The organism is Nocardia amamiensis (genome assembly GCF_015477605.1).
In the GTDB taxonomy this organism is placed as follows: Bacteria; Actinomycetota; Actinomycetes; order Mycobacteriales; family Mycobacteriaceae; genus Nocardia; species Nocardia amamiensis_A.
On record NZ_JADLQX010000007.1, the window covers coordinates 172,356 to 187,037 of the forward strand.

Sequence of the window (14,682 nt, forward strand, 5' to 3'; positions counted from 1 at the left end):
GGGATGATCTCCCCGTGACTCAGTGGCTTCCACTCTTCGGTTCCCTCATCGTCGCCGTTGCGGCATTGGTCGGCGTGCTGCTCAACAACCGCACGAATCGTGCGGCGGTCAGCGCCGCGGACGAGCGGAACCGCGTCACACTCGATGCCGCGCACCGGAATGTGGAGTTGACGAACGCGGCGGCGGAACGCCGGGAACACGACAAGTGGCGGCGGGAATCCGTTCTTAGCGCGGTCTCTTCCGTGCTGGCGATCTCCAGTGAGGTCCGGCAGCAGTTGATGCAGTGCGACCGATGGGCGGACGATGAGCTGGACCGGGTGGGCGAGGAGTTGCGCCAAACCATCGCCGAATCAGTCGGTTTCATCAGCAGCCTGCGCGTCGTGGCGCACCGGAAACTGCCCAATCGCTGTGCGGATCTGATGCGCACGCTCAGCGCGGCGCTGAACATCACCTTGCAGCGCCGCGGCATCGAACTCGACGGCGAGGCCACCGGCGCGGAAATCTCGGAAATCCAAGCACTGTGGTCGCGGGCGATCGAGAACACGGTCGAGGAAGAACGCTCCGTGATCAGCGCGACGCGGATCGAACTCGAGATCAAGGTCTCCAGCGAACTCGCGCATGCCGCGCCCCAACCGGCCCTCGCCTGAGCCTGGCCTTCGCGTGCGAAGACCGGCTCGTCTTCACAGTGCGGCGACGACTTCTTTCATGCCGGTGCGGAGCAGGTCGGCGTAGGCGTCGAGATCGGGTACGACCGCGGCGTCCGCGTGCACGGAGACGGTGACGGTGTCGCCGAGGCCGTGCACGCCATGGGTGAGGTGCATGACGGAGCCCAGAGCCGGGAAGCCCGCGGTGAACCGGACGTGGCCGCCGCCGAAGGAGAGGTCGGCGGGGCCGCGGTCGACGCTGGAGACGACGGTGTGACCCGCGATCGAGTCGGGGACGGTGTCGAGCGGATAGCGATCGATGTCGCGGCGCAGCAACGGGGCCGGGATGGTCGCGGTGACCCGATCCTGCGCGCACAACAGCGGGTGCTGAGCGCGCAGACGTCGCTCGGCCAGCGCGGCGGCGATCTTGTCGGCGCGCAGACGCAGGTCCGGCTCGTCGATGAACAGGTCGACGCCAAGACTGCGGTAATTGTTGCGCGGGTGGATGCCACGCTCGGTGGACTCCGGCAAAGCCATCGGCACCTGTGCGCCAAGGCGCCGCACGGGTTCCGCCTGGTCGGCCAGATAGCGACCGAGCGCCGACGACACCGCCGTCAGCACGACAACGGTCACGGTGCGACCGGATACTCGCAGGTCTTCGGCCGAGAATACGAGCATCCGTACCGTATGCCGCGAGATCCCCTCGCCCACGGGCCGATTCACCGGGCTCGGCGGGAAGCCCGCTCCGGGTGGGGGAAGTTTGCCCGTCTCGGTCAACTTCGCGAGTTGCTGCTGCGCCCGAAAGGCCTGGTAACCCCGCACCGCGGTCGACGCCAGCCGAACCGGCATACGCAGCAGTCCCAGAGCCGAATCGACCAGTACACCGCCACCTCCAGGTACCAGCCCCGCCCGACGACCGTCCCGAAACGCGACATCCCCGTCCGGGGCGGACTCGCTGAACAGCGCACGCGCGATCGCCGAGGCCCGCCGTCCATCGGCAAGCGCATGCGACATCTGCAGCACCGCCACCAGCGCAGGACCGTTCCCCGGCCCTGGCGCATCGACGATCCCGCGGAACACATGCAATCGCCACGGACGCACGGCGGCGTCGACCCCGGAGGCGAGTACATCGCCGAGCGCATCCAGCAGCCGCGGCCAATAAGGATCCGCCAGTTGGTGTTCCACGAATTGCTCGGCGGCGAATTCACAGGGCGTCCAGGACGGGTAATCGATGTCCGCGGGCAGTTCGCGCAGGCGCACCCGCAGGTCTGCGAGCCGTTCGCTGCGTTCGGCGACAGCGGCGCGCAGTTTTTCGGTCGATTGTCCAGAATCCGCGAAGCAATACAGCAGAAACAGATCGTTGCGCGTGCGTCTGGACAACCAGTACATCGTCGCGTCCTGCGGTGCCATCGCGCTCACAAGTAAAACGATATCGACTCGGTTGTGACCACACCGGCAAACCCGGAGTAGGAGTGGACGATCTTGTTCCACAACCGGCCGGAAAACCTTATCGATTCCGCCGCAAAGCTCTGCTACCGTCTGTAGTAGGAACAGATACCACTCTCACCCAGGGCGGGGTGTCGGCCATGGCTACAGATCTAGCTCGCACAATCGCTACGCAAGCCCATGAGGCGGACGAGCGGTACAAGGGCGCCGCGTTCATGAAGCGCTCCATCAACAAGGTCTTCCCGACACATTGGTCGTTCCTGCTCGGTGAGATCGCGCTCTACAGCTTCATCATCCTGCTGCTGTCCGGTGTGTATCTGACGTTGTTTTTCGACCCCTCCATGGCGGAGGTGGTCTACGACGGTTCGTACCAGCCACTCCGCGGCGTGACGATGTCGCGGGCGTACGAGACGGCGCTGAACATCTCCTTCGAGGTGCGCGGCGGTCTGTTCGTCCGCCAGGTGCACCACTGGGCGGCGCTGCTGTTCGCGGCGTCGATCATCGTGCATCTGTTCCGGATCTTCTTCACCGGCGCGTTCCGCAAACCCAGGGAAGCAAACTGGGTGATGGGCTCGCTGCTGCTGATCCTGGCGATGTTCGAAGGCTTCTTCGGCTACTCGCTGCCCGACGACCTGCTGTCGGGCACCGGCCTGCGGGCGGCGTTCTCCGGCATCACGATCTCGATTCCGATCATCGGTACGTGGATGCACTGGCTGATGTTCGGCGGCGACTTCCCGGGCGACATCATCATCCCGCGCCTGTACATCGCGCACGTGCTGCTGTTCCCCGGAATCATCCTGGCGCTGATCGCCGCCCACATCGCGTTGGTGTGGTACCAGAAGCACACCCAGTTCCCCGGCCCGGGCCGCACCGAGAACAACGTGGTCGGCGCCCGCATCGTGCCCGTGTTCGCCGCGGACCAGGGCGCGTTCTTCGCCTTCACCCTCGGCATCGTCGGCATCCTGGGTGGCCTCTTCCAGATCAACCCGATCTGGAACCTCGGGCCCTACAACCCCTCGCAGGTGTCGGCGGGCTCGCAGCCGGACTTCTACATGATGTGGACCGACGGCATGGCCCGGTTGATGCCGCCATGGGAGATATACATCGGTAACTACACCGTGCCCGCGGTGTTCTGGGTCGCGGTGATCATGACCTTGGTATTCGTCCTGCTCATCGCCTACCCGTGGATCGAGAAACGGCTGACCGGCGACCGGGCCCCGCACCACAACCTGCTGCAGCGCCCCCGTGACGTGCCGGTCCGCACCGCGATCGGCGCGATGGCGATCGCGTTCTACGTGGTACTGACGCTGTCCTGCGTGAACGACATCATCGCCTACAAGTTCGACATCTCGCTGAACGCGACGACTTGGGTGGGGCGGATCGGGCTTCTGCTCGGGCCGCCGTTGGCCTACTTGCTCGCCTACCGCATCTGCCTCGGCTTGCAGCGCAGCGACCGCGCGGTGCTGGAGCACGGCGTGGAGACCGGTGTGATCAAGCGATTGCCGCACGGCGAGTACATCGAGATCCATCAGCCGCTCGGCCCGGTGGACGAGCACGGTCACCCGATTCCGCTGGAGTACCAGGGCGCCCCGGTCCCGAAGAAGATGAGCAAGCTCGGCGCCGCCGGCAAGCCGGGTACCGGCAGCTTCCTGCGCGCGGACCCGCGCCAAGAGAGCCAGCGGCACTTCGCGACCGAACACGAAGAGGAACGCAAGCAGCTCGCCGTGCTGCGCAAGGTCCAAGAGCGGTCGAATGGCAGCGGAAACGGATCCGCCCATTGATGACCGGACGGCGAAAGTCGTCCACGGAAAACCGCGAAGGCCCCGAGTCCATGCGACCCGGGGCCCGCTTTGCCTGGCTCAGGCTGCTCCAGTGCGGTTTATCCGCGCCGGAACTCCCCCGCCGAGAGGCCCACTAGGAACGCATCCCACTCGCCCGGCACGAAGGCCAGGACCGGACCACATCCGTTGTCCTTGGTGTCACGAACCGCGACATTGCCGTCCCCGAGGAAAGCGACTTCTACGCAGTTCCCATCCGGGCCGCTGTATGTGCTCTTGCGCCACACAGCGCCCGCCCAATCAACTTCCACGGTACTAGCTCCTTTGCTGCGTCGAGAGCGAGATAGATTTCTCCTGACATTGTTCCAGCTAGCCTCGGCACTCGGCTGAAAGCCGAATCCCGCAGTGCACCCTTGGTAGAGCGCACTTTCCCGGTGCGTCGATATAGCACATGGAGTTCGAGAGGAAATTAACCTCGCGCGGGGCCTCTCCCCGCGGGCCAACACTAGCAGGTCCATCGAAAGTTTGCCCGTCTCTTGCCTATTCAATCAGCGCAGCCACACACGTTTGCGAAGGAAGGAAGTTGCGGGAACATTGCCAGGCGCTGGCATTCATTCTTCGCACTGGCGTACCACAATCTTTTTGACGGATGTGATTGCTCTGTTATCGGCCGACAATTCGGCGACCGCCGCGGCCGGCGTCGACGGCGCCGCCGCGGCCGTGCATCATGGAGCCTATGGTCGAACGCGATCGCGACGTCGCAGGTCGCGCCCGTAACGCTCGTCCGCGCGACCGCCTCGGGCGCCCACTGCCGCCGGGCAGCGCCGGAGTCGCCCGAATTCCGGATGATCTAGATCTGCCACCCCAGCAAACCTTGACCTTCGCCCAGCAACTGCTGGACGACGGACTAGCATTCAATGCACATGAGGTTTTAGAGGCCGCATGGAAGAGCGGACCGTTCGCCGAGCGGATGCTGTGGCAGGCGCTGGCGCAGTTCGCTGTCGGTCTGACCCACATACAACGTGGAAATCCCAAAGGCGCGCGTACACTCCTCGCCCGCGCGGTGTCCCGTTTGACCGCCTATACCCCGGAAAAAGATAGCGTTCCCTACGGTATCGACCGCGCCGGACTGATCGCCCACGCGGAATCTCTGCTCGCGGCGCTGGAGGCCGGCGAAGAACTGTCGGAGGCCGACCTGAGGCCGCGGCTGCGTGGCTGATCGCCTCGCTCCTACCATGGCAGGAGTGCGCACCTCCTCGTTTACCAGCCGAGCCCGTGGCTGACCCGGGCGCGGGCCGGTACGCGCCGAGCCCATCCGGTGACCTGCACCTGGGAAATCTCCGCACGGCACTGCTCGCCTGGGCGTTCGCCCGCTCCACCGGCCGCCGCTTCGTGGTCCGGATCGATGATCTGGATCGGGTGCGTCCCGGCGCCGAGCGGCGGCAACTGGAAGACCTCGCCGCGATCGGCGTGGACTGGGACGGCCCCGTGGTACGCCAGTCCGAACGGCTGCCGCTCTACGAGGCGGCCATCGACCGCCTCACCGCAGGCGGACTCACCTACGAATGTTATTGCACCCGAAGGGAAATTCAGAAGGCGGCGACAGCGCCGCACGGGCCGATGGGCGCCTATCCCGGCACCTGCCGCGGGTTGAGCGCGTCCGAGCGCACCCGCCTGCGCGCCGAGGGCCGCCCTGCCGCGCTGCGCCTGCGCGCGACGGCCACCGAATTCGAGGTGAACGACGACCTGCACGGCCGCTACCGCGGCCCGGTCGACGACGTGGTGCTGCGCCGCGGCGACGGCGTCCCGGCCTACAACCTCGCGGTTGTGGTGGACGACGCGGCACTGGGCGTCGACCAGGTGGTGCGCGGCGACGATCTGCTGCCGTCGACACCGCGACAGGCATACCTCGCGACGCTGCTCGGCCTTCCGGTGCCGCGGTACGCCCACGTGCCGCTGGTGCTCAACCCGGAGGGACGGCGGCTGGCGAAACGGGATGGCGCCGTGACGCTTACCGACCGACAGGAACTCGGCAACACGCCCGAGGAAGTCGTCGCGGCACTCGCCGCTTCGCTCGGCTACACCGCGACCTCGTCCTCCGAGCTACTTTCGCATTTCGACCCGCTATTACTACCCCGCGAACCGTGGACACTCGACGTGAATGGGTTGTTGCAACACAGCGGATGTCCGTAACGTACGCACTGGTCCAACTACTGATCAATCGACGAGGACAAATAACTATGACAAGCGGTGGGTACGACCCCAACCAGTATCCGCAGGGCGGGCAGCCGTATGGGCAGCCGTACCCGCAGGGTGGCGACCAGTACGGTCAGCCCCAGTATGGACAGCAGCCGCAGTACGGCCAGCAGCAACAGCCGCCGCAGTACGGCCAGCAGCCCCAGTACGGCCAGCAGCAGCAGCCGCAGTACGGCCAGCAGCCCCAGTACGGCCAGCAGCAGCAGCCGCAGTACGGGCAGGAGCCCTACGGCCAGTACCCGCAGCAGCCTGGTTTCAACAACTACGGCGGTCAGCCGGGTGACCTCGGCACCCGCATCGGTGCCCGCGTTATCGACGCGATCATCCTGCTGATCCCCTACTTCATCCTGTACGCCCTGGTCAGCGACTCCTTCGGCCTGACCATCGGGCTCAGCCTGGTCTGGACCCTGGTGCAGCTCGGCTACTTCGTCGGCCTGGAGACCTCGCAGGGCGCCACGCTCGGCAAGAAGATCCTCGGCCTGAAGGTGGTCGCACCCGGCGGCGCGGGCAATGTGGACCCGGTCACCTCGCTGAAGCGCAACCTGTTCATCGCGGCGAACATCATTCCGTGCGTCGGCGGCCTCGTGTCGCTGGGTCTGGTGATCTACATCATGATCACCATCTCCCAGGACCCGAACAAGCAGGGCTGGCACGACAAGTTCGCCGGCGGCACCCAGGTCGTCAAGGCCTCGTAAGTCGTCCGAAATGCGCAGGGGCGCACCCGTTCGGGTGCGCCCCTGCTGCTTTTCCCAGCCCGGCGACTACGCGCTGGAGAACCCGACGACGATCACGACGATGAAATACAGCAAGCCCAGCACGAACGCGCCGACACCGATCCAGATGCCCGCTAGCGCCATCCCGCGCCCCTCTTGGCCGGACTGCTTGATCTGATTCAGCGCGACCACGCCGAGGATGACGCCGATGATCGAGCCGAGCCCGCAGGTGACGAACCCGACCAGCGACGAGATCAGCGCGCCGATCGCGACGCCGTTGGTGCCCTGCACCGGAGCGCCGTAGGGCTGGTAAGGGCTCTGGTAGCCGTAATTCGGCTGCGGATACGGCTGCGCGGGCTGCTGGTAAGACGGGTACTGCGCTTGTGGCGGCGGCGTCATCGGCTGCGACGGCGGCTGCACCGGGTACTGCGGCGCCGACGGATAACCCGACGGCTGCTCGGCGCTCGGGTACTGCGGCAGCGAACTCTGCCCAGCGGACTCCGGCGACACGCCTTGGCCGCCGTACTGCTTCCACCACTCGTCGGAGTCCCCGGGATTCGTCATTGCTACAGCGTATTCCACAACCTGGTTTGATGATGCGGGTGAGTGAGTCGAATACCACTGAAGAACACGGGCCTGGGCGCCCCGCGTCGAACCATGCGGCATTTGCCCAGGTGGCGCGGGGGTACTACGCACCGATCGTGGCCCTGTTCACCGCGACGCTGATCATTTCCAACATCTGTGCCACCAAGGGGGTGGAGTTCCTCGGCGATCACTCGGTGTCGCTGGGTCCGCTGCAAATCCTGCCCATCGCCACCGACGGAGCCTTCTTCCTGTTCCCGCTGGCCTACATCCTCGGCGACGTGCTGAGCGAGGTGTACGGCTTCCGTGCCACGCGGCGCGCGGTCTACTACGGCTTCGCCGCCCTGCTGCTGACGGTCGCCTGCTTCGCCATCGCGATCCGGCTGCCCGCCGCCGGCTTCTACGAGAACCAGGAGGCGTTCCGGACGGTTCTCGGGACGACGCCCCGGCTCGTCATCGCAGGCTTGGCCGGATACTTCGTCGGACAGTTACTGAATTCCGCGACACTGGTGCTGATCAAGGAGCGGACCAAGGAGAAGTATCTGTGGGCCAGGCTGATCGGATCGACCATCGTCGGCGAGTTCGCGGACACGCTGATCTTCTGCTCGATCGCCGCGGCCGCCATCGGCATCGACACCTGGCAGCAGTTCGTGAACTACGTGATCGTCGGCTTCCTCTGGAAGACCATTGTCGAAATACTGGTGCTTCCGATCACCTATCGCGTGATCGCGTTCCTGAAGAAGCGCGAACCTACTTACGCCCCAATGCAAATCGCGCCGCTGCAAGCCTGAGTTCTGTTTGTTTTGCAGTGCCTGCGGCGCTGCGTGTTCGCGGCCCCCTTATGGCTTGTGTCCGAGCGACCGCCGCTTGCGACTTCGTCGCTTGCGCGTCGGCCAGTCGGACACAAGCCGGGCCGCGAACGGTGAGTGCTCGATCTCGCTTCGCTCGAAACGCGGAGTTGGGCCGGCGTTGTTGCGTAGAAGGTCAAGTGCGGCACCTGGCGGTTTGCTCGCCCGGCTACGGCCGAGCCGCTGGTCAGGTCTTGCTTCGTTAGAAAAGCCGGAGTGGGGCATGCGGACAGCGCCGGTCGATCGATGTTCGCAGCCGGTGCAGATCAACCACCATTCCGCCGCCAGCGGCCCAATACTTCCGCTTTGTGCTCGTCGAAGTAGCCGCCCTCGATGCTCTGCCGGATGCGGTCGACCATGCGCACTGTGAACCGCTCGTTGTGGATCGTGCACAGCGTGGCCGCGAGCATCTCCTTGGCCTTGAACAGGTGGTGGATGTATGCGCGGGTGTAGTTGGCGCAGGTGTAGCAGTCGCAGGCCTCGTCGATCGGAGTGAAGTCGCGCCGGAAGCGGCTGGTGTTGATGTTGAACCGGCCGGTGTCGACGTAGATCGCCGCGTTGCGAGCGACCCGGGACGGGTTCACGCAGTCGAAAGTATCCGCGCCGTTCTCGATGGCGGTGAAGACGTCTTCCGGCTCGCTGATGCCGAGCATGTGTCGCGGCTTGTCCTCGGGCAGCTCGTCACAGCACCAGCCGACGATCGCGCCCAGGTTGTGCTTCTCCAGCGCGCCGCCGATGCCGTAGCCGTCGAAACCCGTTCCCGCGCTGCCCCGAATCGATTCGAGGCCGCGACAGGCCTTGCGGCGCAAGTCCTCGTATTGCGCGCCCTGGATGACGGCGAACAGCGCCTGATACGGGCGGTGCGCGCGGGCTGCGGTCAGCCGCTCGTGTTCGTCGATGCAGCGCTGCGCCCACTCGTGCGTGCGCTGCACCGACTGCTCCTGGTAGGCACGGGTGTTGAGCAGCGTGGTGAGCTCGTCGAAGGCGAACATGATGTCGGCGCCCAGCTGGTGCTGAATGCCCATGGACACCTCGGGGGTGAACCGGTGCACGGAGCCGTCCAGGTGCGAGCGGAAGGTGACACCGTCGTCGTCCACGGTGGCCAGCCGTTCCTTGCCGGGGGCGATCACGTCGTCGCTGCGGACGTCGACGGCCTCCATCGCGAGCACCTTCTTGAAACCGACGCCCAGCGACATCACCTGGAAACCGCCGCTGTCGGTGAAGGTCGGCCCCGGCCAATTCATGAACGCGCCGAGCCCACCCGCTTCGTCCACGATGTCGGCGCCCGGCTGCAGGTAGAGGTGGTAGGCGTTGGCCAGCAACGCCTGGGCGCCGAGGTCGCGCATGGTCTCCGGCAGCACCGCCTTGACCGTCGCCTTGGTACCCACCGGGATGAACGCGGGCGTGGCGATCGAGCCGTGCGGCGTACCGATCACGCCGGACCGGCCGTGCCGCCCGTCCAGACGCGTACCAACGGTGAAGGAGAACGATTCGGGACCGGACACCCCGCTATCCTCGCAGTTCCCCAGACCCGGCCCACACCAGGCCACTGACAGGGCGCGTTCACACAGCCGCGGCGAACTGGGCGTTGTAGAGCCGGTAGTACGCCCCGCGCTCCTCGAGGAGACGTTCGTGTGTGCCGTGTTCCACGATCCGGCCCGATTCCATGACGACGATCAGGTCGGCGTCGCGGATGGTGGACAGGCGGTGGGCGATGACGAAGCTGGTGCGGTCCCGGCGCAGTGCGGCGGTCGCGTGCTGCACCAGCAGCTCGGTGCGGGTGTCCACCGAACTGGTGGCCTCGTCCAGGATGAGGATGGACGGTTTGGCCAGGAACGCGCGTGCGATGGTGATCAGCTGTTTCTCGCCCGCGCTGACACCGGATCCCTCTTCGTCGATGATCGTGTCGTAGCCGTCGGGCAGTGCGTGCACGAAGCGGTCCACGTAAGCGGCGCGCGCCGCGGCGAGGATGTCCTGCTCGCCGGCGTTCGGGTTGCCGTAGGCGATGTTCTCCCGGATGGTGCCGCGGAACAGCCAGGTGTCCTGCAACACCATGCCGATGCGCGAGCGCAGGTGGTCGCGGGTGATCTGGGTGATGTCGACCCCGTCGACGGTGATGGCGCCGGCGTCCAGTTCGTAGAACCGCATGAGCAGGTTCACCAGCGTGGTCTTGCCCGCGCCGGTCGGGCCGACGATCGCGACCACATGGCCTGGCTCGGCCACCAGCGAGAGCCGTTCGATCACCGGCTTGTCCGGTTCGTAGCGGAAGGATACGGCCTCGAATTCCACCCGGCCGCGATCGACCGGACGGGCATCGTCCATCACCGGATCCGGGGTCTGCTCCTCGGCGTCGAGGATCTCGAAGATCCGCTCGGCCGAGGCGACCCCGGATTGCAACAGGTTGGCCATCGCGCCGAGCTGGGTCAGCGGCTGGCTGAACTGCCGGGAGTATTGGATGAACGCCTGCACTTCGCCGAGTGAGAGGGTTCCCGTCGCCACCTTGAGGCCGCCGACCAGCGCGACCAGCACGAAGTTCACGTTCCCGAGGAACATGATGGCGGGCATGATCAGCCCGGAGATGAACTGCGCCTTGAAGCTGGCCTGGTAGAGCTCCTCGTTGCGCTGGTCGAACTCCTTGCCGACCTCTCGGTTGCGCCCGAACGCGGTGACCACCTCGTGCCCGGTGTAGGCCTCCTCGACCTGGGCGTTCACCAGACCGGTGTATTTCCACTGGTTGACGAAATGCGGCTTGGAGCGTTTCGCGATCTGCGCGGTGACCACGATGGCGGCGGGCACGGTGAGCAGCGCGATCACCGCGAGCGTCCAGGAGATCCAGAACATCATGACCAGGATGCCGAGCACCGAGAACACCGAGATCAACAGCTGGCTCATGGTCTGCTGCAAACTCTGCGACACATTGTCCACGTCGTTGGTCACCCGGCTGAGCACGTCGCCGCGCGGCGCGGAGTCGAAGTAGCGCAACGGAAGTCGGTGGATCTTGTCCTCGACGTCGCTGCGCAGCCGCTTCACCGTGCGGTTGATCACGATATTGAGCAGGTATCCCTGCAGCCAGCCGAAGACGGCGGCGCCGAGGTAGAGCACCAGCACCAGCCCGAGGACCCGGGCCACCGCGTCGAAGTCCACACCGACGCCGGGCACCACGTCCATGGCGCTGAGCATGTCGGCGAACGTGTCGTCGCCCTTGGCCCGCAAGGCTTCTATCGCCTGATCTTTGGTGACGCCCGGCGTGAGTTGCTTACCGACCACGCCGTCGAAGACCAGGTTGGTGGCCTTGCCGAGGATGTAGGGCCCGAGGGTGTTCAAAACCACCGAGGCGATGACGAGCAGCACGATCAGCCCGACGTAGACCCGTTCCGGAGCGAGCCTGCGCAGCAGGCGTTTCAGGGAGGGTCCGAAGGATTTCGCTTTGGCGTCCGGCGCACCCGGACTGGGCATTCCCGGTCTCATCGCGCCTCCTCGGCACTCAGCTGCGATTCGACGATCTCCCGGTACTCCGAGCAGTCCCGGATCAGCTGCTCATGCGTGCCGATGCCCGCCATCGCGCCGTCCTCGAGCACCACGATCTGATCGGCGTCCCGGATGGTGGCGATGCGCTGGGCCACGATGAGCACCGAGGCGTCGGCGGTCTCGGGTTTCAGCGCCTCCCGGAGCCTGGCGTCGGTGGCGACGTCGAGTGCGGAGAACGAGTCGTCGAACAGGTACACCCTCGGCTTCTTCACCAGCGCCCGCGCGATGGCGAGCCGTTGACGCTGGCCACCGGAGACTGTCGTCCCGCCTTGCGCGACCGGCGTCTGCAGCCCGTGCGGCATCTCCCGTACGAAATCGGCGGCCTGCGCGATTTCCAGGGCGCGCCACAGCTCCTCGTCGGTGGCGTCCGGATTGCCATAGCGCAGATTGCTCGCGATCGTTCCGGAGAACAGGTACGCCTTCTGCGGCACGAGCCCGATCTGCGAGCGCAAGAGCTCGAGATCGATGTGACGGACGTCGGTGCCGCCCACGTAGACCGCGCCGTCGGTGACGTCCATCAGCCGGGGAACGAGGTTGACCAATGTGGTCTTGCCCGAACCGGTGGAACCCACGATCGCGGTGGTGGTGCCCGGCCGCATCTGGAACCGAATGGCTTTCAGCACCGGCTTCTCCGCGCCCGGGAAGGCGAATTCGGCGAACTGGAAGTCCACAACGGCCGGGTCGTCGGTGAACGGCTGCGGCAGTCGCGGCGGATGGACCGAGGATTCGGTGTCCAGCACCTCGCCGATCCGGTCGGCGGAAACCGCGGCGCGGGGCGCCATCATGGCCAGGAACGAGGCCATCATCACCGCCATCAGGATCTGCATGATGTAGGACAGCAGCGCGGTGAGCGAGCCGATCTGCATATGCCCGGCGTCGATCTCGCGTCCGCCGAACCAGATCACCGCGACGGCGGTGACATTGCTGATCAGCATCACGGTCGGGAACATCAGCGCCATCAACCGGCCGACGCGCAGCGCGGTGTCGGTCAGTTCGGTGTTGGCCAAGCCGAATCGCCAGGTCTCCTGCCGCTCCCGCACGAAGGCCCGCACCACGCGGATACCGGTGATCTGCTCGCGCAGCACCCGATTCACCTCGTCGATCCTGGCCTGCATGTCGCGGAAGCCGGGCACCATCTTGGAGATCAGCACGGCCATGGACAGACCCAATGCGGGCACCGCGATCAACAGCAGCCAGGACAGGCCGAGATCCTCGCGCAACGCCATGACGATGCCGCCGACGCACATGATCGGCGCCATCACCAGGATGGTCGCCGACATCACGACGAGCAGCTGAACCTGCTGAATATCGTTGGTATTGCGGGTGATCAGCGAGGGCGCGCCGAACAGCCCCACTTCGCGGGCGGAGAACGTGCCGACGCGGTGCAGCACCGCGCCGCGCAGATCCCGGCCCGCGCCCATCGCCGCCTGCGCGCCGAGATAGACCGAGGCGGCCGAGGCGACGATCTGCACGCCGGTCACGGCGAGCATCCACACACCGGTGGTCCAGATGTAGCCGAGATCACCTTTGGTCACGCCGTTGTCGATCAGATCCGCGTTCAGGCTCGGCAGGTACAGCATCGCGATGACGGAAATCAGCTGCAGTCCAACGACCCCCGCCAGCTGGGAGCGGTAGGGTTGCAGATACGTGCGGAGCAGTCTGATCAGCATGATGAATCGCAGGCTACCGGCAATCGGCGCGATGCGTCGCGGGGTTTCCTGACCAGCATGAATGCCCTTCCGTCCAGCGTTATCTCCGCGCCCAGGCGCCCGGGTCCTCGGTGAGCGTCTCGACGAATCCGGGCAGCCGGTCGCGCGCGATGTCGTCGATGGTCACGTTCTCCAGAACCGCACGGATGTTGACCCGCAGCGCGATCCACACCCGTTGCAACGCCTCGGCCGAGCCGGAGTAGCGCACGTCCTCCGGCCGCGCCCCGCGCACCGATGCGAGCGGGCCCTCGATCGCGCGGATCACGTCGGCGATGGAGATCTCGGACGCGGGCCTGGCCAGCCAGTAGCCGCCGTCCGGACCGCGCCTGCTGATCACCAGATCCGCGCGGCGCAGCTCGCCGAGCACCGACTCGAGCACCTTGGGCGGGATCCGCTGGGCGGTGGCGATGGCCTCGGCTTTGACCACCGGAGCGGCTTGCACCACAGGTGCACCGCCCCCGGCCACAGCGTGATTCAGCGGCGGCGCACTGGCGATCTCGAGCAGCGTCCGCACCGCGTAATCGATCTTCGCGGTGATGTGCACAGCGGTGACTCCTGGCGTCCGGAGGTGGGTAGCTCGAATCTACGCGGCGTCACCCGCGCCGAGCACAGAGGTTGCCGCGTCCAGCAGTGACGACTCGACCAGGGAGTCGTCCGCGCCCGGCACCAGTTCCTTGGAGATCAGCGCGACGCCGATCACCTCGAGCGCCGCGCACGCGCGCAGCTGCGCCTCCACGGTGGCCTCCGGCCCGGCCAGCCAGGTGCGCAGGACCTGACTGGCGTCCATCAAGTCCGGGTAGCGGTCGGCCATGGCGTTGATGATCGCCACCGTGTCTCGTACGACCAGCGCACCGGCGTCACGGTGATGGATGAGACCCCGCAGATAGGTCCGCAGAACCTGGCGGATGCCGGCCGCGTCGTGCTGCACGTGGTCGAGCTCGTCGGTCACCGACCGCATGTGATCGACGATCGGATCGATGATCGCCAAGAGCAGATCGAGCTTCGAGGCGTAGTGATAGTAGAGCGACGCCTTTGTGATTCCTACCGCATCGGCGACCTCGCGCAGGCTCGTCTGCTCGAATCCTTTGGCCGCGAACAGCTTCACCGCGGCGTCGCGAATCGCAGCTTTAGTGCCTCCACCTGGGGAAACAGCGCCGGGTGTGTCACGGACAACCATT

Annotated in this window: 14 protein-coding genes; 6 read left to right on the forward strand and 8 right to left on the reverse strand. The window is 66.0% G+C overall.

Translation table 11 applies throughout. The features are described 5' to 3' along the window. Positions 1-14 precede the first annotated feature (14 nt). The gene (locus tag IU459_RS12130) at positions 15-647 is read left to right on the forward strand and encodes a hypothetical protein (RefSeq protein WP_195129597.1); all 633 of its coding nucleotides are present in this window, start codon (positions 15-17) and stop codon (positions 645-647) included. 33 nt (positions 648-680) lie between these two features. Here the strand turns inward: IU459_RS12130 and IU459_RS12135 are convergent, their stop codons facing one another. Continuing rightward, on the reverse strand, positions 681-2,054 hold the full coding sequence (locus IU459_RS12135; RefSeq protein WP_228837813.1) for a wax ester/triacylglycerol synthase domain-containing protein: 1,374 nt from the start codon (positions 2,052-2,054) through the stop codon (positions 681-683). 176 nt (positions 2,055-2,230) lie between these two features. Here IU459_RS12135 and qcrB point away from each other — a divergent pair, with 176 nt between their 5' ends. Beyond that, the gene (gene qcrB, locus IU459_RS12140; protein ID WP_195129599.1) at positions 2,231-3,871 is read left to right on the forward strand and encodes a cytochrome bc1 complex cytochrome b subunit; all 1,641 of its coding nucleotides are present in this window, start codon (positions 2,231-2,233) and stop codon (positions 3,869-3,871) included. Positions 3,872-3,969: 98 nt separating this feature from the next. On the opposite strand, the gene IU459_RS12145 is transcribed toward qcrB, so the two are convergent. Beyond that, the gene (locus IU459_RS12145; protein WP_195129600.1) at positions 3,970-4,179 is read right to left on the reverse strand and encodes a DUF397 domain-containing protein; all 210 of its coding nucleotides are present in this window, start codon (positions 4,177-4,179) and stop codon (positions 3,970-3,972) included. Between the two features lie 425 nt (positions 4,180-4,604). Here IU459_RS12145 and IU459_RS12150 point away from each other — a divergent pair, with 425 nt between their 5' ends. The 3 genes from IU459_RS12150 to IU459_RS12160 are packed head-to-tail and all read left to right on the forward strand — an operon-like array spanning position 4,605 to position 6,819. Continuing rightward, positions 4,605-5,087: a DUF309 domain-containing protein gene (locus IU459_RS12150; protein ID WP_195129601.1), complete on the forward strand. Its 483-nt coding sequence runs from the start codon at positions 4,605-4,607 to the stop codon at positions 5,085-5,087. A gap of 56 nt (positions 5,088-5,143) precedes the next feature. After that, the gene (gluQRS, locus tag IU459_RS12155) at positions 5,144-6,061 is read left to right on the forward strand and encodes a tRNA glutamyl-Q(34) synthetase GluQRS (protein ID WP_195129602.1); all 918 of its coding nucleotides are present in this window, start codon (positions 5,144-5,146) and stop codon (positions 6,059-6,061) included. Positions 6,062-6,108: 47 nt separating this feature from the next. Then, positions 6,109-6,819 (forward strand): RDD family protein, encoded by a 711-nt coding sequence (locus IU459_RS12160; RefSeq protein ID WP_195129603.1) that lies wholly within the window; start codon positions 6,109-6,111, stop codon positions 6,817-6,819. A 66-nt stretch (positions 6,820-6,885) separates the two neighbouring features. Here the strand turns inward: IU459_RS12160 and IU459_RS12165 are convergent, their stop codons facing one another. After that, a complete protein-coding gene (locus IU459_RS12165; protein ID WP_195129604.1) occupies positions 6,886-7,401 on the reverse strand; it encodes a DUF4190 domain-containing protein in 516 nt (171 codons plus the stop codon). Between the two features lie 32 nt (positions 7,402-7,433). Here IU459_RS12165 and IU459_RS12170 point away from each other — a divergent pair, with 32 nt between their 5' ends. Further along, positions 7,434-8,210, forward strand: a complete 777-nt coding sequence (locus tag IU459_RS12170) for a queuosine precursor transporter (RefSeq protein WP_228837816.1) — start codon at positions 7,434-7,436, stop codon at positions 8,208-8,210. A 323-nt stretch (positions 8,211-8,533) separates the two neighbouring features. Here the strand turns inward: IU459_RS12170 and tgt are convergent, their stop codons facing one another. The 5 genes from tgt to IU459_RS12195 form a co-directional block, all read right to left on the reverse strand. Then, positions 8,534-9,772 carry a tRNA guanosine(34) transglycosylase Tgt gene (gene tgt, locus IU459_RS12175; RefSeq protein WP_195129606.1) on the reverse strand — a complete coding sequence of 413 codons (1,239 nt, stop codon included), beginning with the start codon at positions 9,770-9,772 and terminating at the stop codon, positions 8,534-8,536. Between the two features lie 58 nt (positions 9,773-9,830). Then, on the reverse strand, positions 9,831-11,735 hold the full coding sequence (locus IU459_RS12180) for an ABC transporter ATP-binding protein (protein WP_195129607.1): 1,905 nt from the start codon (positions 11,733-11,735) through the stop codon (positions 9,831-9,833). After that, complete coding sequence (locus tag IU459_RS12185; RefSeq protein ID WP_195129608.1) at positions 11,732-13,465, reverse strand: ABC transporter ATP-binding protein; 1,734 nt, start codon at positions 13,463-13,465, stop codon at positions 11,732-11,734. The genes IU459_RS12180 and IU459_RS12185 overlap by 4 nt, the downstream gene beginning before the upstream one ends. A 79-nt stretch (positions 13,466-13,544) precedes the next feature. Further along, the gene (locus IU459_RS12190) at positions 13,545-14,048 is read right to left on the reverse strand and encodes an RrF2 family transcriptional regulator (RefSeq protein WP_195129609.1); all 504 of its coding nucleotides are present in this window, start codon (positions 14,046-14,048) and stop codon (positions 13,545-13,547) included. A 39-nt stretch (positions 14,049-14,087) separates the two neighbouring features. Continuing rightward, the gene (locus tag IU459_RS12195; protein WP_195129610.1) at positions 14,088-14,681 is read right to left on the reverse strand and encodes a TetR/AcrR family transcriptional regulator; all 594 of its coding nucleotides are present in this window, start codon (positions 14,679-14,681) and stop codon (positions 14,088-14,090) included. Position 14,682 lies beyond the last annotated feature (1 nt).